Raw genomic sequence first — 17,843 nt, forward strand, 5'->3', positions numbered from 1 at the left:
GCGCATGCGAAGAAGATTATTCGTCATGCTGACGACCGCCGCCGTCCTGCTGGTGGTGGCTGTCGTGAGGATGTCGCCGGTCTCGGCCGTCACCTCGGATCCGTACGCGTACAAGAACGTCAGGATCGACGGTGGCGGTTTCGTACCGGGGATCATCTTCAACCAGACGGAGCGGAACCTCATCTACGCCCGCACCGACATCGGCGGGGCCTACCGCTGGAACCAGTCCACCAAGTCCTGGACCCCCTTGCTCGACTGGGTCGGCTGGGACAAGTGGGGCTACAACGGCGTGATCAGCCTCGCCACCGACCCCGTACAGACCAACCGCGTGTACGCCGCCGTCGGCATGTACACCAACAGCTGGGACCCGAACAACGGCGCGATCCTGCGCTCCACCGACAAGGGCGACACCTGGCAGGCCACGGTGCTGCCGTTCAAGCTCGGCGGCAACATGCCGGGCCGCGGCATGGGCGAGGCGCTGTCCGTCGACCCGAACGACAACCGGGTGCTCTACTTCGGCGCCCCCAACGGCAATGGCCTGTGGCGCAGCACCGACTACGGCGCGACCTGGGCCAAGGTGGCGAGCTTCCCCAACCCCGGCAACTACGCCCAGGACCCGAACGACTCCAACGGCTACCTGAGCCACAAGCCGGGCGTGGTCTGGGTGACCTACGACCCGCGCTCGTCCACTCAGGGCTCACCCACCAAGACCATCTACGTCGGCGTCGCCGACAAGGAGAACACCGTCTACCGCACCACGGACGGGGGCGCCACCTGGTCGCGGCTGGCCGGGCAGCCCACCGGCTACCTGGCGCACAAGGGCGTGCTCGACACTGAGAACGGCTACCTCTACATCGCCACGAGCGACACCGGCGGCCCGTACGACGGCGCCAAGGGCGACGTCTGGCGCTACGCCACCGCGACCGGCACCTGGACCCAGATCAGCCCCGTCCCGTCCTCCAGCAGCGACGACTACTTCGGCTACAGCGGCCTGACCATCGACAGGCAGAACCCGGGCACGATCATGGTGGCCACGCAGATCTCGTGGTGGCCTGACGTGATCTTCTTCCGCTCCACCGACTCCGGCGCCACGTGGACCCGCGTGTGGGACTGGACGTCGTACCCGAACCGCAGCTTCCGCTACAAGATGGACATCACGGAGAACCCGTGGCTGACGTTCGGCACGAACCCGCAGCCGCCCGAGGTCACGCCGAAGCTCGGCTGGATGACCGAGTCGCTGGAGATCGACCCGTTCGACTCCAACAGGATGATGTACGGCACCGGCGCCACGATCTACGGCACCGAGAACCTCACGCAATGGGACGTGTCAGGCGGCCAGTTCACCATCAAGCCCATGGCGAAGGGCCTGGAGGAGACGGCCGTCCTCGACCTGATCAGCCCGCCCAGCGGCGCACCACTGATCAGCGGCCTCGGTGACATCGGCGGCTTCCGCCACACCAACCTGGACGCCGTACCGCCGATGCTGTTCACCCAGCCGAACTTCACCTCCACCACCAGCCTCGACTACGCCGAGAAGTCGCCGTCCATCATGGTGCGGGCCGGCAACTTCACCGACGCCGACCGCCCGAACGACAGCCACGTGGCCTTCTCCACCGACGGCGGCGCGAACTGGTTCCAAGGCTCGGAGCCGGGCGGCGTCAACGAGGGCGGCACGGTGGCCGCCGCCGCCGACGGCTCCCGCTTCGTGTGGGCGCCTCGCGGGGTGACCCCCGTCTACTCGGTCGGCTACGGCAACTCCTGGCAGCAGGCCTCCGGCCTGCCCACCGACGCGGTCGTGGAGTCGGACCGGGTCAACCCGATGAAGTTCTACGGCCTCAGCGGCGGCCGCCTGTACGTCAGCACCAACGGCGGCGCCACCTTCACCGCCACCGCAGCCACCGGCCTGCCCACCAGCGGCAAGTTCAAGGCTGTCCCCGGCATCGAGGGTGACCTCTGGCTGGCCGGCGACGGCGGCCTGTGGCACTCCACCAACAGCGGCGCCGCCTTCACGAAGGTGTCCGGGATCACCAAGTCCGTGAACGTCGGCTTCGGCAAGGCCGCGCCCGGCGGGAACTACATGGCGATCTTCACGGTGGCCACGATCGACGGCGTCACCGGCCTGTACCGCTCGGACGACGCCGGCGGGAGCTGGGTGCGCATCAACGACGACAAGCACCAGTGGGGCAACATGGGCGAGGCGCTCACCGGCGATCCGCGCGTGTACGGCCGCGTCTACCTGGGCACCAACGGCCGCGGCATCATCTACGGCGACCGCACCGGCCCGCCGGTCACGGTCACCCCGACCGTCACCCCGACGGTGACCCCAACAGTCACGGTGACTCCTACGGTGACCCCGACCGTGACCCCGACCGTGACCCCGACCGTGACCCCGACGACGGGCACGGGCTGCACCGCCACCTACAAGCCCGGCAACCAGTGGCAGGGCGGTTTCCAGGCGGAGGTGTCGGTCCAGAACACCGGCTCCTCGGCGATCATCGGCTGGAAGGTCACCTGGACGTGGCCGGGTGACCAGAAGATCACCCAGCTCTGGAACGGCACCCCGACCCAGACGGGCGCCAGCGTGAGCGTGACGAACGCCAGTTACAACGGCAACCTCGGGGCGAACGCGTCCACGTCGTTCGGCTTCACCGCCAGCGGCGCCGCCACCTCGCCCACCGTCGCCTGCACACCGGCGTAACGACCGGGAGAGGCGCCCCCGCACGCGCGCGGGGGCGCCTCAGCAGCCTCGGCGATCGCCCGGCACGGCGTTCTGCCGCCTACGCGCTTTGCCGAGTCGAGCGGGCAAGCCTGGCCGCCGCCTCAACCTTCGCCGCGTCGCGTTCGGGGTCGACCAGAAAGGCGAACAGCGCTCCTCCCACGATGGCGACACCACCGGCCAGCATGAACACGGTGGCGTAGCCCTCGGCGAGCGTGCCCGCCGCTCGCGCCGTGTCGAGGATGTGACCCGTGATCAATGGCCCGGTGGCGGCCAGGAGACCGGCCACGGCCAATCCGGCCGACAGCACGCTCCGTTGCTGCCCCGGTGGCACTATCAGCACGAGAGCCGGATTGAGCACGGCATTGACGCTGATGGCCAGTCCATAGCCCAGCATCAGCAGGGCGAACGGCACCACCGGCCCGGAGACGAGCGGCAGGGCGGCGAGAAAGGCGCCGCCCAGCGCGAGTAGCACACCGCCCCACAGCCCGCGGGCGCGGCGGGCCGACATCCCCCTCCTGAGCATTCGGTCGCTCCATGCGCCGTACGCGTACAGGAACACCATGGCGGTGATACTCGGCACGCCGAACAGCGAGCCCGCGGCCACCGCAGAGAAGCCCAGGCTCACCTGGAAGTAGGACGGCAGCCAGGTGAGGACGACGATCGCGAGCATCGCCACCGCGGTGTACGCGGCCACGAAACCGGCGAACGTGCCCGTCAGCAGGATGGAGCGAAGCGGCGCACGCGATCCGGTTTCCGCGACGGTCTCGGCGGCCGCCGCCTGGCGATGTGGCCCCTCTCGCCCGATCAACAGCCAGCCCACGCCCCAGGCGAAGCCCAGGAGGGCGACGGCGAGGAATCCGGCCTCCCAGCTGAAGGCGGCGATGACGAAGGCCAGAGGTGGGGCGAAGAGGAGTTTGCCGAAGGAAGCTCCAGTCGTGAGCAATGCCGTGGGCAAGCCGCGCCGCTCGTTCGGCCACCAGGTGTAGGCGGTGGCGTACGCCGCCGGTGCCGCAGGGCCCTCGGCCGCGCCGAGCATGAACCGCGTCGCCAGGAGCAGCGTGCCGGAGGCGGCGAAGACGATCGGCAACTGGAGCAGTGACCAGATGACGACGACCGTGAAGAGGGTGACTTTGACGGGCAGCCGGTCGGCTACCAGGGCGTACAGGAGTGCCGAGAGCGGACCGAGCAGGCCCGCGGCGCTGCTGATGGCGCCGAACTCGGCTGCCGAGAGCCCGAGATCGGTCATGGCCGGCTGGGCGACGAGCCCGAGGATGGCCTTGTCCAGATAAGAGATCAGCATGACGCCGAGCAGCATCACCGTCATGCTCCAGGCCGGCACCGGCCGAGGATTGGTCGCTGTGATCGGCACGGTGATCGGCTCGCGCTGCGGCAGGACATGCTCGCTCACCATGAAGGGCTCCTCTCAGGGCTCCGAGCGCCGCGGCCGGCTCAGCCGTTGACGAAGGTGAGGCTGGTCGCGTCGTAGCGGGTGCCCGCGACCTGCTCGGGCGGGGCGGCGGCCTCGATGGCGGCGAGGTCTTCGGTGGACAGCTCAACGTCCAGGGCCGCGAGGTTCTCCTCCAGGTACCGCTGCCGCCGGGTGCCGGGGATCGGCACCACGTCGTCGCCCCGGTGCTGGACCCAGGCCAGGGCGAGCTGGCCCGCGGTGACGCCCTTCGCCGCGGCCAGCTCGTTCAGCTTCGCGACGATCGCCAGGTTCCGTTCGAGGTTGCCGTCGGCGAAACGCGGCTGGCTGCGCCGCATGTCGGTCTCCGCCAGCCCTTCGACCGAGCTGTACCGGCCGGTCAGGAAGCCGCGCCCGAGCGGGGAGAACGGGACCAGGCCGATGCCAAGATCGCGACAGACCGGGGCGATCTCCGCCTCCAGGTCGCGGGTCCACAGCGACCACTCGCTCTGCAGCGCGGCGATCGGGTGCACCGCGTGCGCCCGCCGGATGGTTCGCGCGCCGGCCTCGGACAGCCCGAGGTGGCGGACCTTCCCGGCCCGCACCAGCTCGGCCATGGCGCCGACGGTCTCCTCGATCGGCACCTGCGGATCGACCCGGTGCTGGTAGTAGAGGTCGATGTGGTCGACCCCGAGCCGGCGCAGCGACGCCTCGCATGCCTGCTGCACGTAGGCGGCGTCGCCGCGGATCCGGGTGGGCTCACCCAGGCGGTTGGCGAACCCGAACTTCGTGGCCAGCACCACCTCGTCGCGGCGCCCAGCGATGGCCCGTCCGATCAGTTGCTCGTTGTGCCCGGCGCCGTAGAAGTCGGAGGTGTCCAGAAAGGTCACGCCGAGGTCGAGGGCGTGGCGCAGCGTGGCGATCGACTGCACGTCGTCGGCGGCGCCGTAGGCGTGGCTCATGCCCATGCACCCCAGGCCCTGCGCGGAGACCGCCAGTTCGCCTAGGTGCCGGGTGGGGACGTCGGTCATGCTGCTGCCTCCTGGTCTCGGAACCGTCCGCCCAGACGCTAGGGGTTGGAGCGCGCTCCAAGTCAACCGGGCGCGAACGTCATCACCGGCCGCTTTGTGGCGCAGGCGCGTTGTCCGGGCAGGCTCGGCGTCACGCTCGATCGTCCTGTTGGCGGGGCGGATCAGCAGCGCATCTGTGAAGAGGCTCACCTCGACCGCGCGACCCACATATTCGAGAGGAACGGCTGATGTCGGCACACAACAGGTGGAAGTCGATTAGGGCAGCTCGGCTGTGCGAAGACGTACGGTACGTGGCCATGCCTCAGCCGCCGCCGTGTCCTCCCAGAGAGTGACCCACGCCGGCCTGCACTCCCGCGCTTCCGATGGCACGATCCGTGGGCTAGTGGTCGTTGACGCCATTGCTCGGGCGGCCAGAGGGTGGAGGTGTGCAACAGCGCCGCATCGTCTTCGTGATCTTCGACGGGTTCCAGTCCCTCGACCTAGTGGGCCCGCTCGAGGTGTTCCAGCACGCGGGCGGCTACCTCTGCCAGATCGTGGCCCCCCGCCCGGGCCCGGTGCGGGCCTGGAGCGGCCTCCCGGTGCACGCAGAACATGGCGTCACGGATCTCGACCCCACGGGCGTCGACACCCTCGTGGTGGCCGGTGGGACCGGAGTCGACCAAGCCCGGCACGATCCCATGCTGATCGCCTGGATCAGGGCGGCCGCCGCCGGGGCCCGCCGCGTCACCTCGGTGTGCAGTGGCGTGTTCCTGCTGGCCGCCGCGGGCCTGGTCGGCGGGCGGCGGGTCACGACCCACTGGGCTCGCGCGCGCCAGCTCGCCGAGGAGCATCCTGGCGTGCGGGTCGACACCGACCCGATCTTCATCAGGGACGGGAACGTGTGGTCGTCGGCCGGGGTGACCGCCGGCATGGATCTGGCACTCGCCCTGGTGGAGGACGACCTGGGCCAGGACGTCGCGCTGCGGGTGGCCCGCTACATGGTGTTGTTCCTCCGCAGGCCCGGGGACCAGTCCCAGTTCAGCGTGGCGTTGTGGTCGGCGCAGCCGTCCAGCGACCCCATCCGCGCGGCGGTGGCCGCCGTCCACGCCGATCCAGGCGGCCGGCACGGCATCGCCGACCTGGCGGCGCAGGCCGGGCTGAGCCCGCGTCACCTGCAGCGCCGCTTCACCGCCGAACTGGGCGTGCCGCCCGGCGCCTACGTCGAGCGCGTACGGATGGAGGCGGCGCAGCGCCCGCCGGTGCGGCTTCGGCACCGCCGAGACGCTGCGCAAGACCTTCCACCGGCACTTGGGGGTCGCGCCATCCGACTATCGCGACCGTTTCCGTTCCACCATCAGAAAGTGAGAATTACCCGTGACCACCTATGGACTGTTGATCTTCGATGAGGCAGAGGAACTGGACTTCGTGGGTCCCTGGGAGGTGTTCACCTGCTCGTCGCAGGTGCGGGGCGGCGCCGACACGGCGGTCCTCGTTGCCGAACGGCCCGATCCGGTGCGCTGCGCCAAGGGCATGCGGGTCCTGCCCGATCACACCCTTGACGACCACCCGCCGCTGGACGTGCTGCTGGTGCCGGGCGGCCGGGGCGCACGCGAGGTCCAGGTGCACAACGAGGTGGTGAAGGGCTGGATCGCCAAGACCGCCGCGCATGCCACGTGGGTCAGCAGCGTGTGCACCGGCGCGCTGCTCGTGCACGCCGCCGGGCCGGGGCGCGGGCACCGCATGGCCACGCACTGGGCCTTCGAGGGCGCGCTGGAGGCGCGGGGCGAGGTCACGGTCGTCCGCGACGCGCGCTACGTCGTGGACGGGAACCTCGTCAGCAGCCAGGGCGTGTCGGCCGGGATCGACAGCGCGTTGTGGCTGATCGGACGGCTGCACGGGCGCGAACACGCCCGCGCGGTGCGCCGCCACCTCCAGTACGACCCCGCGCCCCCGTACCTGGCGGACGAGCCGAGCTAGTCGGCGAAGATGTCCTCGGGCAGGAACGCCGACACCAGGAAACTCGGCACGTCGACCAGCTGGCTGACCTTGAGGTCGACGGCGACGCTGCAGAGCGCGTACGCCTGCTGCGCGCTCCACCCCCGCTCCCCGAGATGGTCGATCATCTCGAGCAGCGCGTTACGTGCCGCCAGCGTCGCGTCCTCGGCCGCCACCTGCCCGTCCCGGCTCACCGACATCCCTGTGGTGGCGTAGAACCTGCGGGGCGCCGCGTACTCGGCGCTCACCCAGTAGTCGGTACGGGAGAACCGCGGCCCCCTGATCCCCTTCTCGGCCGCCTCCCCGGCGTGCACCGCGAAGCGAACCCGCAGCGTGGCGTTCATCTCGATGGCGGTCCCACAGGCCTCGCAGTCGCCCTGCGCGAAGTGCGCGTCCCCCGCCGAGAACAGCGCCCCCGGCGTGTCCACCGGCACGTACAGCCGGGTGCCCGCCCCGAGCTGCTTGATGTCCACGTTCCCAGCCTGCTCCCGCGGCGGGATCGTCCGCAGCCCCGCGGCACCGGCCTCTGCGGGCACCGCGCCGCCGGGCGACGGCGGCAGCACGAACCCGCCCCGCTCCAGCGCCGCCTGCTCACGAGCCGTGATCCTCGCCAGTGACGCGTGCCCGGGCGACAGGCCGATCGTGCCCATGAACGGCGCCGCCGGGATGCGTACGCCGGGCAGGTCGTCAGACGCCGCCCACCCGTCACCGAGCCGCCATCGCACCATGAACGGCTCGGGGAACACGTCCCGCAGGAACCCGAAGCCGGGGACCTGCACGGTGTATCCATAGGAGTCGGGGACGATCTCGAGGATCTCGATCTCCAGCAGGTCACCCGGCTGGGCACCCTCGACGTAGACCGGGCCGGTGAGCGGGTGGACGACGTCGAGGTCCGGCGCCTCGACTGTCTTCAGCGTCGCGTCCGGCCCCATCTGGCCGTCGAACGCGTCCCGCGTCTCCAAAATCACCTCATCGCCCGGCTCGCACCGCACGACGGGCGGGATGTCCGGATGCCAGCGGTTGTGCCCGGTCCCGGGCTCGTCGCGGAGGGGGAGGGCGGGATTGATGCGGATCTCATGTACGGCCATGGCGACCCCTTGCGTGACATGTGTGAGCGTCACGCTCTGCCCGTCGATCCCGCCTGTCAAGCCCGGGACCGGGTCCGCAAGCCGTCGGGAACTGGGCCCACAGAACTCAGGTCCTTTAGCAACTTGAGTTGACTAAGTTGAAATTAGTCAACTATGGTTGCTTACGGCTCGGGCGCGCGCCGTCGCCATGAATTCCGTACGCCACCCGAAAGGATTCGTTCTCATGCGGGCCATCACCACCCGTGTAGCCCTCGGCCTGCTCATCGCCGCGGGAACGCTTACCGCGAGCCCCGCGGCCGCCACCCCCACCGACCCACAGACCCGACGTGTGCTGGACCAGGCCGTCACGGCAGGAGGCATCCCAGGCATCCTCGCCGAGATACGCCAGGGCGGGCGTCGCTGGTTCCACACCGCCGGCGTGGCCGACACCGAGACCGGGCGAAAGCGCCAGGCTGGGCACCGGTTCCGGATCGGCAGCGCCACCAAGGCATTCGTGGCCACCGTGATGCTCCAACTCGTGGCCGAAGGCAAGATGGACCTCGCCGACCCCGTCGACAAGTGGCTGCCCGGCCTGGTCCGCGGCAACGGCCACGACGGAGCCGCGATCAGCATCCGGCAACTGCTCAACCACACCAGCGGCATCTTCGATTACCTGCAGGACCAGGAAGCGGTCAACCGTCACCCCGCACCCACCCCGCGGCAACTGGTCGAGGTCGCGATGGCCCACCCGCCCGCCTTCCAGCCTGGCCAGGGCTGGCAGTACTCACAGACCAACTACGCCCTGATCGGCATGATCATCGAGCGGGCGACCGGCGGCACTCTGACGGACGAGATCTCCAAGCGGATCACCCGTCCCCTCGAGCTGACCGGCACCTACCTCCCGCGCGGCGCCGACACCAAGATCCGGGGACCGCACTCACGGCACTACTCCAAGCTCCACCTGCCCGACCCCAACGCCAAGATCTACGACCTGACCGAGCTCAACCCGTCACCGTTCTGGGCCGCCGGCGGCATGATCTCCACAGTCGGAGACCTCAACCGCTTCTTCGGCGCCCTCCTGAGCGGCCGCCTCCTCCCGCCCAAGGTCCAGCGGGAGATGTTCATCACGGTCCCGACCAAGGACTGGGTCCCCAATGCGGCCTACGGCCTGGGGGTCTCCTCGGTGAAACTTTCGTGCCGGAGGACGGTCTGGGGGATGGGCGGCGCCATCTTCGGCTCGTGGTCGTACGCCTACGGCAGCCGTGACGGCAGGCACCTGGTGGCGATCAACGTCAACGCCGACTGGGCCGGCGGCCCGTGGAAGGACCCCATCGGGATCTTCACAGACGCCTTGGAAGCGGAGTACTGCTGATGGCAGTCGGGCCGCCGCGGGGCCGTTTCCTTTCATGAAGACCCCGGCAATGAAAGGATACGGATTATCCTTTCATTCAGACGGCCTAAGTGAAAGGATAATCCGGTGGCCGGATACGTTGAGGCGACGTGGCCCGCGGCGTGGGATGCTCCGAGCAAGAGGGATAGGCGTGGCGGCAGATACCACGCCTACCTGCCAGATCCTCTCGCCGGTGGCAGTCACGTCATCGCCCCTGACGTAGCCAGGGAAGCGTCCCGGGTGGAAGGCCTCGTCAGGCGGCTTACGGCGCATCCGGCTGGTGACGGTGTCGACGGGCTGGCTCGCTTTCTACTCAGGTCCGAGGCCATAGCTTCCTCGCGCATCGAGGGCCTGCAGGCTTCGCCTCAGCAAGTCGCCCTTGCCGAGCTCGCCGCCCACGAGATCGGGGTGACGAGGGGGTTCACGGCGACGGCCGCGCTGGTCGCCAACAATGTGACGGCGCTTCGGCGGGCCGTCACCGAACTCGTCTCAGCTGCGGTGCTCTCCACGGAGGACGTCGTCGCACTGCACACGGTGCTGCTTCCCGACGAGAAGCACCTCGGGCTGCGTGAGGTGCAGAACTGGGTGGGAGGCAGCGACTGGCATCCGCTGGACGCAGAGTTCGTCCCGCCCCCGCCCGAGCATGTCCGCCCGCTGATGGACGATCTCGTGTCGTACGCGAACAGCGCTGTACATGCACCGCTCATCCAGGCCGCTCTGGTGCATGCGCAGTTCGAAACCATTCACCCTTTCACGGATGGCAACGGCAGGGTCGGCCGAGCGTTGATCCACACGGTGCTAGGACGGCGAGGGCTGACGCCCAGCGCGATACTCCCCATCAGCTTGGTGCTGCTGACGCGCTCCGATGAGTACGTGGCCGGCCTCACGGCGTACCGGCACATCGGAGAAGGGGGATCGCCGGAGGCGCAGGAGGGTGTCAACGAGTGGCTGCGTGTCTTTCTCGAGGCGAGCGCAACGGCTGCTGAGCAGGCGGAGAGGTTTGCCGACGAGTTGCATGAGTTGCACGATGAATGGTTGCAACGGCATCGCGACTACCGGGAGGCACAAGGATTGCGACCGATGCCCCGAGCCGATTCGGCGGTAGCGCGCCTCCTCAATCTCCTGCCTGCCGCGCCGCTCGTCACCGCCCGAACCGTGCAGTGCCTGCTGTCCGTTACGCATCCTGCCGCGCGGCAGGCACTGGAGGAACTCGCGGGAGCCGGAATTCTTCATGCCAAGCAGATGGAGAGAAATACCAAGGGATACCTCGCATGGGACATCTTCGATCTCCTGACACTGACGGAACGTCGGCTGGCCAGTACGAGATGGAATACGCGCGAAAGTTCCACCCAAACGAGTGGTTTCGGCTCGTCCTCAACGGTGACGCCTGTTTAGCCCGGGTTGATCGGCTTCCGGCTTTCGGATAGCGAGGCTTGCAACGCTTCCTCGGCGGCGATCCTTTCCGCCAGCTCGACAAGGGTCCGCGCAAGGAGGCCGTAGGACAAGCCTTGGTCGTACTGGTCTTGGGTGTACTTCGCGCGCCGCGTGGCAGCGCAGCCACCACACCACGTCTCGATCACCCACGTGTGGCCGTACTCGGCGCTCAGCTCGTCGACGGTGGTCATGGCATAGCCGGAAGGAAGCCGGGAATCAAGGCGGCGGCTTTCGCCGGATGGCCTGAGGGGATTATGTAACGCTTGTCTGGCTTCACCTCGTTTTCCTCGCCGACTTGTGCGATGTCAACGATGTACGCCTTCGACCGTACGGAAATGCCGATCGTGGCGACTCGCCGGCCTTGAGGGCCGAACACTAGAAGCTCTGGGGCGTACCGGTCCAACGTCCAGTCCGAGGGGCGGTGATAGCCGCCGGATTGCAGCGTGATCTTGAGCCATCCGACTGCGCGCGCGTGCATGCCGCGATCAACCAGCAGAGCCCGAAGCCTGGCCAGGATCTTGTCATGCTCGGCTGCCGTCTTGTCGGAGATGCGCTCATGGGCACCTGTCGTTTCGGCCATCCGCTCCAGCAGTTCATAAGTTTGCATGTCACCAGCCCTGATCGCTCTGGACAGCGGCCCGCGTCGCAACAGGGTCAGAGTTGCCCTGTTCTGCACTACTGGACTGCCGTCGTTTGTGTCCCGAGAGGTATTCCAAGAATGCTCTTGACTGGCTACCTTCGGGGGCAGGAGAGCAGCAACTCATCCGAACAATGCTGTTGTGAGGTCTGTTGCTACTGCTCGCAACTCCTGCTACCCCGCCCAAAAGGAGAGCCGAAATGCCAGCCAAGTCGGATCTGCCCCCCGCCCTATCCCCAGAGGTTGCCTTTGGCCGCGAGCTGCGTAGATTGCGCAACGCTCAGGGCTGGTCGCTGGACGCTTTCGGGGCCAGGGTCGGCTATTCGGGGACGATGGTTGGCTACTTCGAGCGGGCGAAGCGGCCGGTGCCAGAAGCGTTCGTCACCAGCGCTGAGGAGGTTCTAGGGCTCAACGGCGAGTTGGTGGCTCTCTGGAAGGAGATCAACCCGAAGATCGCACCGAAGTGGTTCCGCCAGTGGCCGAAGATTGAGGCGGCGGCGATCATGATCCGTAGCTGGGAACCGCTCATCGTGCCGGGTCTGCTCCAGACTGCCGGCTACGCTCGCGCCGTGTTGCGCGGTGTGCCAGGCGCGACCGATGAGGAGGTAGATCAGGCGCTTGAGGCGCGGCTTCAGCGGCAAACCATCTTCAACGGGCCGTCGTCTCCGATCTTCGCGGCCGTGATGGACGAGGGCGTTTTGCATCGTCCTATTGGCGGCAAGAAGATCATGCGCGAACAGCTTGAACACCTCGCAACCTTGATGGATCACCCCAAGATCACTCTTCAGGTGGTGCCGCTTGAGGCAGGCGCAACTACTGGGCTGCTGGGCGGGTTCGCCATCGCTCAGCTTCCCGAAGCGCGGGACTGGGCTTACCTGGAGTCCGCTAGCAACGGCCGAGTAACCGATCGTTTGGACGAGATTCAGGGCATTAGCCTGAGATACGACACGATCCGCGCATGGGCGCACCCCCTACATGTGACCAAGGACGTGATTCGCGAGATGCAAGCGAGGTATGAGGATGAGTGAGGGCCTGTCCGACGAACTGGCCCGCGCCGAGTGGCGCAAGGCCAAGGCGTCGGGTGCGAACAACGGCAACTGCCTGGAGGTTGCCTCCCTGTCTGACGGACGTGTGGGCATCCGCGACACGGAGGCACCTGGCCAGGCCCCGTTCGTCGTCAGAGGCTCCGTGTGGGCAGCCTTCATAGACGGCGCAAAAAAGGGCGAATTCGACTTCTAGAATGTCGCAAAGCCCTCGATGTTGCATTACATCAGGGGCTTTACTGCTTCTGCGTTCCTGTTTGTTTCGCCACAAACAACGGCCACATGTGGCCTTCATTGTCGGGTGAATCTAGCGTCAGGTTGAGACGAGTTCCCTACGTGGAGGCTTCAAATGACCTTGACGCAAGATCATCCCGCGCGGCCATGGGGTTTGGGTCGAATGACCCAGCCATCCCCAGCGTGCCCGACAGCGTACGCGACCATCGAGTTCGACCCCGAGACGCAGCTCACGCAGTTCTATGACGCCGGCGGCGCGATCGTGGACATGCAGCGCGGAACGGTAACCGTGTCGGATGAAAACAGCGGCTCGGACGGCTCCGGTAGCGGCCAGCAGGTCGCGGACGATTCCAACGACTGACATGCCGCCAACGCCACAAACCGTGTTGGTTGTCACGTCATTGATTGACGAGACAGCCAACATGGTTATTAGAGCCTTGCGCGAGCGCCAGGTACAGGTAGCCCGAGTTGATCCTGCCGACATCGGTACAGCGTTGACATTCAGCGCCCATATCGGCAACGGTCGTGACTCATGGGGCGGCCGGCTTCGCACGCCGAGCCGTGACGTCGCCATAGAGGAGATCGGCGCGGCGTACTATCGTCGCCCCAGCCCTTGGCGCAGCAACGCCGCTGGCGAACAGGCCCGAAGGTTCGCAATCACCGAGGCACGTCATGGGCTCAGGGGGCTGCTGAGGACCCTGCCGAACTGCCGTTACGTCAACCATCCCGCCGCGACCGAAAGGGCAGACTTCAAGGTCGCGCAGTTGGAGGTGGCTGCCCGAGTAGGGATGAAGATTCCGAAGACGCTGGTCACCAACGATCTCGAAGCAGCCCGGAAATTCGCCCTTGAGCACGAACAAGTCATCTACAAGTCCTTCCGGGGAGTCCCGGCCGCCACAGACGGCCGCGTGGGCGCGATTTGGACACAGCGGATAAGTCTTGACGAGTTGGACGAATCACTGTCCATGACCGCACACATGTTTCAGGAGGAAATATCAAAGACCGCTGACGCGAGGGTGACTGTGGTTGGCCGCAAGGTATTTGCGAGCAGAATAACCACCCCAGACAGCTCGCTTGACTGGCGGTGCGGAGATTGGAACGCACTCGTTCATGAGTCCATCAACGTGCCGGAAGCGATCACAAAGGCCCTATACGCCTACCTCGACTTCTTCGGCCTTGTATTCGGATGTTTCGACTTCACCCTGGAAGAAGGCGGAGCGGATCGCCATCAATCCTCGGAAATGTGGACATTCATCGAATGCAACCCGAACGGGCAATGGGGATGGCTGCCGGACTTCGATGCGATAGCGCACGCCTTCGCTGACGTACTACTGGAAGGATGGTGGCCATGAGCGACACGGCCTCAAGGCTCCGCCTCGAACTGGCGGAGAAAATAGGATCGGCCCGCTGGCGAAAGGCGCTTGACTTGGTGCCTCGCGAGCGGTTCCTAGGGGAGGCCGTATACCAGTGCGATAAGACCCGCGGCGACCTGTGGGCGCCTCTCCGGCGTGCCAACATGCCCGAGGACGAATGGCTTGCCCTGGCCTATGCCGACGAGACATGGGTGACACAGGTAGCGGGGGTAATGGCCGAAGGCGCTACGGGGACCGTGACCGGGCAGCCCGGGTCATCGTCCACCCTCCCGAGCCTGGTCATTCGGATGCTTGAAGCCGCCGAGATCGAAGAAGGGGACAAGGTTCTAGAGATCGGCACGGGCACGGGCTACTCAACGACGCTGATGTGTCAGCGGCTCGGAAATGAAGCGGTCACCTCGATCGAGTATGACTCGGTAGTCGCTGCTCGTGCCCGTGATGCGATCATCGGAGCAGGCTACGCCCCCACGCTGGCGGTGGGCGACGGGTTGTACGGGTGCGAAGAGAACGCTCCTTATGACCGGCTCATAGCCACCTGCTCGGTTCGCACGATCCCTCACGCTTGGATGCAACAGGTCCGTGCGGGTGGGACCATCACGGTCCCGATATGGGGCTGGATGGGCGGCGTGGCGTTCGCTCACCTCCGCATGGCTGGGGACGGCACCGCGACCGGTCCTTTCCTCGAAGACAGCCTGTACTTTATGACCGCGCGCTCGCACCTGCCTCCTCCGCGCCCTCCGCTGGTTAGAGGCATTGGGGACGCGCGCAAGACCAGAATCGACCCGTCGATCCTTCAGGGCGGAGCGGCCCGGTGGGTCGCCCAGCTCGCCGTTCCACAAGCGCAAGTTTCTTGGGGCGCAGACGCCACGTTCCTGGTCGATGTCGGCACGGGTTCACGGGCTGAAGCTCAGGCAGATCCGGCAGGCGGATGGAGGGTGTTGCAGCACGGTCGGGTCAGGCTGTGGGATGCGGTGGAAGAAGCCATTGAGACGTGGCAGGAAGCCGGGCAGCCTCACCAATCCGGCTTCGGGCTCACCGTGACGCCTGAGGGGCAATCGGTATGGCTCGGCACGCCTGACGGGCCTACCTGGGAGCTTCCCGCTTAGCGCCCGCAGAACGGCTTACACGTGGTCGAACATCCCGAGTACGCGCAGGCGGGGCTGGATCTGCGGCTGGGCGACATGGTGCGGGCGCGGCGGATCGAGTTGGGCCTGTCTCAGGCTGAGGTGGCGCAGCGTGCGCAGATCAGCCAGCCCGCTCTGTCCCGGATCGAGGGCGGCGGTGGTGTGCCGACGCTTGCCATGCTGGATCGGCTGGCCCGGGCAATGGGTACGACGTTCACCATCACCGTTGGACAGGATGCGGCCTGAAACCCGGCTTGGTTCATACGCCAGCGAACGGGGGACAAGGTGCGGAGGATGGTTGTCCTGTGGTGAAGATTCGGCAGGTTCACCGGCTTGCCGGCGCAGGCCGGGATGAGCACGCCCGAGCGTCAGCGAGGACAGCTCAGGGCGGGTTCTCGCCAGCCCACCGGGTAATCGGGCAAGGGGTGGGTGCTTTTCGGGGGTCGAAGGGGGCGGAGCCCCCTGGGAGGCGCTGTCTGGAATCCCGTGCGCGAAGCGCCTCCCGCGAAGGCCTTGCAGTTAGCCCTTGATGGCCCCCACGATCACGCCCTTGGTGAAGTGGCGTTGGACGAAGGGGTAGATGATCAAGGCGGGTATGACGGCGATCACGACGATCGCCATCTTGATCGCCAAGGTCGGGGGTGCGTCGCCCGTCACCCCCGCCGTAGCCGCCGGCAGCGGGTTCGAGTCCACCACGTACTGCCGCAGGATCAGCGCCAGGGGCCATTTACGCGTGTCGTCGATGTACAGCATCGCGTTGAACCAGGCGTTCCAGTAGCCCACCGCGTAGAACATCGCCACAACGGCCGTGACCGCCTTCGACATGGGCAACACGATGCGCCACAGGATGCGGAACTCCCCGGCCCCGTCGATGCGGGCGCTGTCCAGGACCTCCCCGGGGATGTTCATGAAGAACGAGCGCAGCACCACCACGTTGAACGCGGAGACGGCGGTCGGGAGGATCAGCGACCAGTAGCTGTCCTTCAGGCCGAGGCCGCTCACCATCAAGTAGACCGGGATGATCCCCGGGAAGAAGACGAACATCAGCAGGACGCTGAACAGCAGCGGCCGGTGCAGGAACGAGCCGGGGCGCGACAGCGAGTACGCCCCCAGGATGCTCACCGCGGTGCTGATCAGCGTCCCCACGAGGGTCACTCCGGTGCTGACCAGCACGGCCCTGCTGACCACGGTGTCGGAGAAGATCTGCCGGTATGCCTCGAACGTGATCCCCTCCGGCACCAGCACCAGCCCGCCGGCGCGGTTGACCGTGGCGGCCGAGCTGAGGCTGGTCAGGACGATCGTGTAGAGGGGGCCGAGCACGGCCAGGACGATCACGGTCACCAGCGTGCCCTTGCCCGCCTGGCCGACCGGCGAACGCCGCTCCTCCCAGGGGGCCAGCTTCGACGGTTTCCTGGACGTCAGAGCTGTCATGATCGCGAATACACCCCTCGCTCGCCCATCGCGTGCGCGACCCGGTTGGCCGCCACGATCAGCAGCAGCCCGACCAGGCCCTTGAACAACCCGGCCGCCGCCCCGTACCCGAGGTCACCGGTACGCAGGCCGGACCAGTAGACGAACGTGTCGAACACTTCGGACACCTCGCTGCCGACGGCGCTGCGTTGCAGCATGAACTGCTCGAACCCGACGTTCAGCGCGTCGCCCAGGCGCAGGATCAGCAGCAGCACGATCACCGGACGGAGCCCGGGCAGCGTGATGTGCCACATGCGCCGCCATCTGCGGGCGCCGTCCACGGCGGCGGCCTCGTACAGGTTGGGGTCGATGGTGCTCAGCGCGGCCAGGAAGATGATCGCGCCCCAGCCGGCGTCCTTCCAGATGGTCTGGCTGGTGATGAGCAGGATGAACGTGTCGGAGTTCGTCATCCAGTCGACACCCTCGTAACCGCGCTCGCGCAGCAGCTGCGCGAGCAGGCCGGCCCCGCCGAACATCTGCTGGAAGATGGCCACGACCAGCACCCAGGAGAAGAAGAACGGCATGTAGACCACGCCCTGCACGAACGCCCTCAGCCTGGCCGAGACGATGCTGTTGAGCAGGAGCGCCAGCATGATCGGCACGGGGAAGTAGAAGACGAGCTGGAAGGCCGTGATCGACAGCGTGTTCAGCATCGCGCGCAGGAACTGGGGGTCCTGGAAGAGCAGCGCGAAGTTGGTGAAGCCGATGATCGGGCTGCCGGTGATGCCGCCGGTGTAGGGGTTGTAGTCCTGGAAGGCGATGACGTTGCCGAGCGCCGGGATCCACCAGAAGCCGAGGACCACCAGGAGCATCGGCAGGTTCATCACCAACAGCGGCCAGTCCCTGCGCAGCTTGGCCTGCCAGGTCAGTTTCACCTGTTCAGTGGGGGCCGTGCCAGGCTTGACCGGCCGCTTGGCCGTGACTACCCCCATGACGTGTTCC

At 67.0% G+C, this 17,843-nt stretch carries 18 protein-coding genes; 11 read left to right on the forward strand and 7 right to left on the reverse strand.

Annotated features, from left to right (window positions below; all coding sequences use genetic code 11):
* Positions 1-4 precede the first annotated feature (4 nt).
* Complete coding sequence (locus ACTWQA_RS08755; RefSeq protein ID WP_443158770.1) at positions 5-2,698, forward strand: cellulose binding domain-containing protein; 2,694 nt, start codon at positions 5-7, stop codon at positions 2,696-2,698.
* Positions 2,699-2,777: 79 nt separating this feature from the next.
* On the opposite strand, the gene ACTWQA_RS08760 is transcribed toward ACTWQA_RS08755, so the two are convergent.
* Together ACTWQA_RS08760 and ACTWQA_RS08765 are read right to left on the reverse strand one after the other, a co-directional pair.
* The gene (locus ACTWQA_RS08760; RefSeq protein WP_443158771.1) at positions 2,778-4,130 is read right to left on the reverse strand and encodes an MFS transporter; all 1,353 of its coding nucleotides are present in this window, start codon (positions 4,128-4,130) and stop codon (positions 2,778-2,780) included.
* A gap of 38 nt (positions 4,131-4,168) precedes the next feature.
* Positions 4,169-5,155 (reverse strand): aldo/keto reductase, encoded by a 987-nt coding sequence (locus ACTWQA_RS08765; RefSeq protein ID WP_443158772.1) that lies wholly within the window; start codon positions 5,153-5,155, stop codon positions 4,169-4,171.
* A 425-nt stretch (positions 5,156-5,580) separates the two neighbouring features.
* On the opposite strand from ACTWQA_RS08765, the gene ACTWQA_RS08770 reads away from it, so the two are divergent.
* Positions 5,581-6,540, forward strand: a complete 960-nt coding sequence (locus ACTWQA_RS08770) for a GlxA family transcriptional regulator (protein WP_443158773.1) — start codon at positions 5,581-5,583, stop codon at positions 6,538-6,540.
* Positions 6,509-7,111 (forward strand): DJ-1/PfpI family protein, encoded by a 603-nt coding sequence (locus ACTWQA_RS08775; RefSeq protein ID WP_443158774.1) that lies wholly within the window; start codon positions 6,509-6,511, stop codon positions 7,109-7,111. The genes ACTWQA_RS08770 and ACTWQA_RS08775 overlap by 32 nt, the downstream gene beginning before the upstream one ends.
* Here ACTWQA_RS08775 and ACTWQA_RS08780 read toward each other — a convergent pair.
* Positions 7,108-8,217 (reverse strand): acetamidase/formamidase family protein, encoded by a 1,110-nt coding sequence (locus ACTWQA_RS08780; RefSeq protein ID WP_443158775.1) that lies wholly within the window; start codon positions 8,215-8,217, stop codon positions 7,108-7,110. The two genes, ACTWQA_RS08775 and ACTWQA_RS08780, sit on opposite strands and share 4 nt — an antisense overlap.
* Before the next feature lie 223 nt (positions 8,218-8,440).
* On the opposite strand from ACTWQA_RS08780, the gene ACTWQA_RS08785 reads away from it, so the two are divergent.
* Together ACTWQA_RS08785 and ACTWQA_RS08790 are read left to right on the forward strand one after the other, a co-directional pair.
* The gene (locus ACTWQA_RS08785) at positions 8,441-9,568 is read left to right on the forward strand and encodes a serine hydrolase domain-containing protein (protein WP_443158776.1); all 1,128 of its coding nucleotides are present in this window, start codon (positions 8,441-8,443) and stop codon (positions 9,566-9,568) included.
* A gap of 258 nt (positions 9,569-9,826) precedes the next feature.
* Positions 9,827-10,981, forward strand: coding sequence for a Fic family protein (locus ACTWQA_RS08790; RefSeq protein WP_443158777.1), 1,155 nt, complete (start codon positions 9,827-9,829; stop codon positions 10,979-10,981).
* Here the strand turns inward: ACTWQA_RS08790 and ACTWQA_RS08795 are convergent.
* Both ACTWQA_RS08795 and ACTWQA_RS08800 read right to left on the reverse strand, forming a co-directional pair.
* Entirely contained in the window at positions 10,978-11,211 is a 234-nt protein-coding gene (locus ACTWQA_RS08795) for a hypothetical protein (RefSeq protein WP_443158778.1), read from the reverse strand. The two genes, ACTWQA_RS08790 and ACTWQA_RS08795, sit on opposite strands and share 4 nt — an antisense overlap.
* Complete coding sequence (locus tag ACTWQA_RS08800) at positions 11,208-11,627, reverse strand: hypothetical protein (protein WP_443158779.1); 420 nt, start codon at positions 11,625-11,627, stop codon at positions 11,208-11,210. The genes ACTWQA_RS08795 and ACTWQA_RS08800 overlap by 4 nt, the downstream gene beginning before the upstream one ends.
* A 230-nt stretch (positions 11,628-11,857) precedes the next feature.
* Here ACTWQA_RS08800 and ACTWQA_RS08805 point away from each other — a divergent pair, with 230 nt between their 5' ends.
* The 6 genes from ACTWQA_RS08805 to ACTWQA_RS08830 all read left to right on the forward strand — a co-directional run bounded on the left by ACTWQA_RS08805 (position 11,858) and on the right by ACTWQA_RS08830 (position 15,677).
* Entirely contained in the window at positions 11,858-12,685 is an 828-nt protein-coding gene (locus ACTWQA_RS08805) for a helix-turn-helix domain-containing protein (RefSeq protein ID WP_443158780.1), read from the forward strand.
* Positions 12,678-12,896: a DUF397 domain-containing protein gene (locus ACTWQA_RS08810; protein ID WP_443158781.1), complete on the forward strand. Its 219-nt coding sequence runs from the start codon at positions 12,678-12,680 to the stop codon at positions 12,894-12,896. The genes ACTWQA_RS08805 and ACTWQA_RS08810 overlap by 8 nt, the downstream gene beginning before the upstream one ends.
* A 153-nt stretch (positions 12,897-13,049) precedes the next feature.
* Positions 13,050-13,295: a putative ATP-grasp-modified RiPP gene (tgmA, locus tag ACTWQA_RS08815; protein ID WP_443158782.1), complete on the forward strand. Its 246-nt coding sequence runs from the start codon at positions 13,050-13,052 to the stop codon at positions 13,293-13,295.
* Between the two features lie 22 nt (positions 13,296-13,317).
* Positions 13,318-14,286: an ATP-grasp ribosomal peptide maturase gene (tgmB, locus tag ACTWQA_RS08820; RefSeq protein ID WP_443158783.1), complete on the forward strand. Its 969-nt coding sequence runs from the start codon at positions 13,318-13,320 to the stop codon at positions 14,284-14,286.
* Positions 14,283-15,413: an ATP-grasp peptide maturase system methyltransferase gene (tgmC, locus tag ACTWQA_RS08825; RefSeq protein WP_443158784.1), complete on the forward strand. Its 1,131-nt coding sequence runs from the start codon at positions 14,283-14,285 to the stop codon at positions 15,411-15,413. The genes tgmB and tgmC overlap by 4 nt, the downstream gene beginning before the upstream one ends.
* A 21-nt stretch (positions 15,414-15,434) precedes the next feature.
* Positions 15,435-15,677, forward strand: a complete 243-nt coding sequence (locus tag ACTWQA_RS08830; protein WP_443158785.1) for a helix-turn-helix domain-containing protein — start codon at positions 15,435-15,437, stop codon at positions 15,675-15,677.
* Positions 15,678-15,950: 273 nt separating this feature from the next.
* On the opposite strand, the gene ACTWQA_RS08835 is transcribed toward ACTWQA_RS08830, so the two are convergent.
* Both ACTWQA_RS08835 and ACTWQA_RS08840 read right to left on the reverse strand, forming a co-directional pair.
* A complete protein-coding gene (locus ACTWQA_RS08835) occupies positions 15,951-16,862 on the reverse strand; it encodes a carbohydrate ABC transporter permease (protein WP_443158786.1) in 912 nt (303 codons plus the stop codon).
* On the reverse strand, positions 16,859-17,833 hold the full coding sequence (locus ACTWQA_RS08840; RefSeq protein ID WP_443158787.1) for an ABC transporter permease: 975 nt from the start codon (positions 17,831-17,833) through the stop codon (positions 16,859-16,861). Before ACTWQA_RS08840 ends, ACTWQA_RS08835 begins: the two co-directional genes overlap by 4 nt.
* Positions 17,834-17,843: the final 10 nt, after the last annotated feature.

This window comes from Nonomuraea sp. 10N515B (genome assembly GCF_052245915.1).
GTDB lineage: Bacteria > Actinomycetota > Actinomycetes > Streptosporangiales > Streptosporangiaceae > Nonomuraea.

Coding starts and splice junctions, on each gene's coding strand:
- ACTWQA_RS08810 (WP_443158781.1), top strand. CDS start 12,678: ATGAGTGAGGGCCTGTCCGACGAACTGGCCCGCGCCGAGTGGCGCAAG.
- ACTWQA_RS08755 (WP_443158770.1), top strand. CDS start 5: ATGCGAAGAAGATTATTCGTCATGCTGACGACCGCCGCCGTCCTGCTG.
- ACTWQA_RS08795 (WP_443158778.1), bottom strand. CDS start 11,211: ATGACCACCGTCGACGAGCTGAGCGCCGAGTACGGCCACACGTGGGTG.
- ACTWQA_RS08840 (WP_443158787.1), bottom strand. CDS start 17,833: ATGGGGGTAGTCACGGCCAAGCGGCCGGTCAAGCCTGGCACGGCCCCC.
- ACTWQA_RS08800 (WP_443158779.1), bottom strand. CDS start 11,627: ATGCAAACTTATGAACTGCTGGAGCGGATGGCCGAAACGACAGGTGCC.
- ACTWQA_RS08760 (WP_443158771.1), bottom strand. CDS start 4,130: ATGGTGAGCGAGCATGTCCTGCCGCAGCGCGAGCCGATCACCGTGCCG.
- ACTWQA_RS08765 (WP_443158772.1), bottom strand. CDS start 5,155: ATGACCGACGTCCCCACCCGGCACCTAGGCGAACTGGCGGTCTCCGCG.
- ACTWQA_RS08785 (WP_443158776.1), top strand. CDS start 8,441: ATGCGGGCCATCACCACCCGTGTAGCCCTCGGCCTGCTCATCGCCGCG.
- tgmA (WP_443158782.1), top strand. CDS start 13,050: ATGACCTTGACGCAAGATCATCCCGCGCGGCCATGGGGTTTGGGTCGA.
- ACTWQA_RS08835 (WP_443158786.1), bottom strand. CDS start 16,862: ATGACAGCTCTGACGTCCAGGAAACCGTCGAAGCTGGCCCCCTGGGAG.
- ACTWQA_RS08780 (WP_443158775.1), bottom strand. CDS start 8,217: ATGGCCGTACATGAGATCCGCATCAATCCCGCCCTCCCCCTCCGCGAC.
- tgmC (WP_443158784.1), top strand. CDS start 14,283: ATGAGCGACACGGCCTCAAGGCTCCGCCTCGAACTGGCGGAGAAAATA.
- ACTWQA_RS08805 (WP_443158780.1), top strand. CDS start 11,858: ATGCCAGCCAAGTCGGATCTGCCCCCCGCCCTATCCCCAGAGGTTGCC.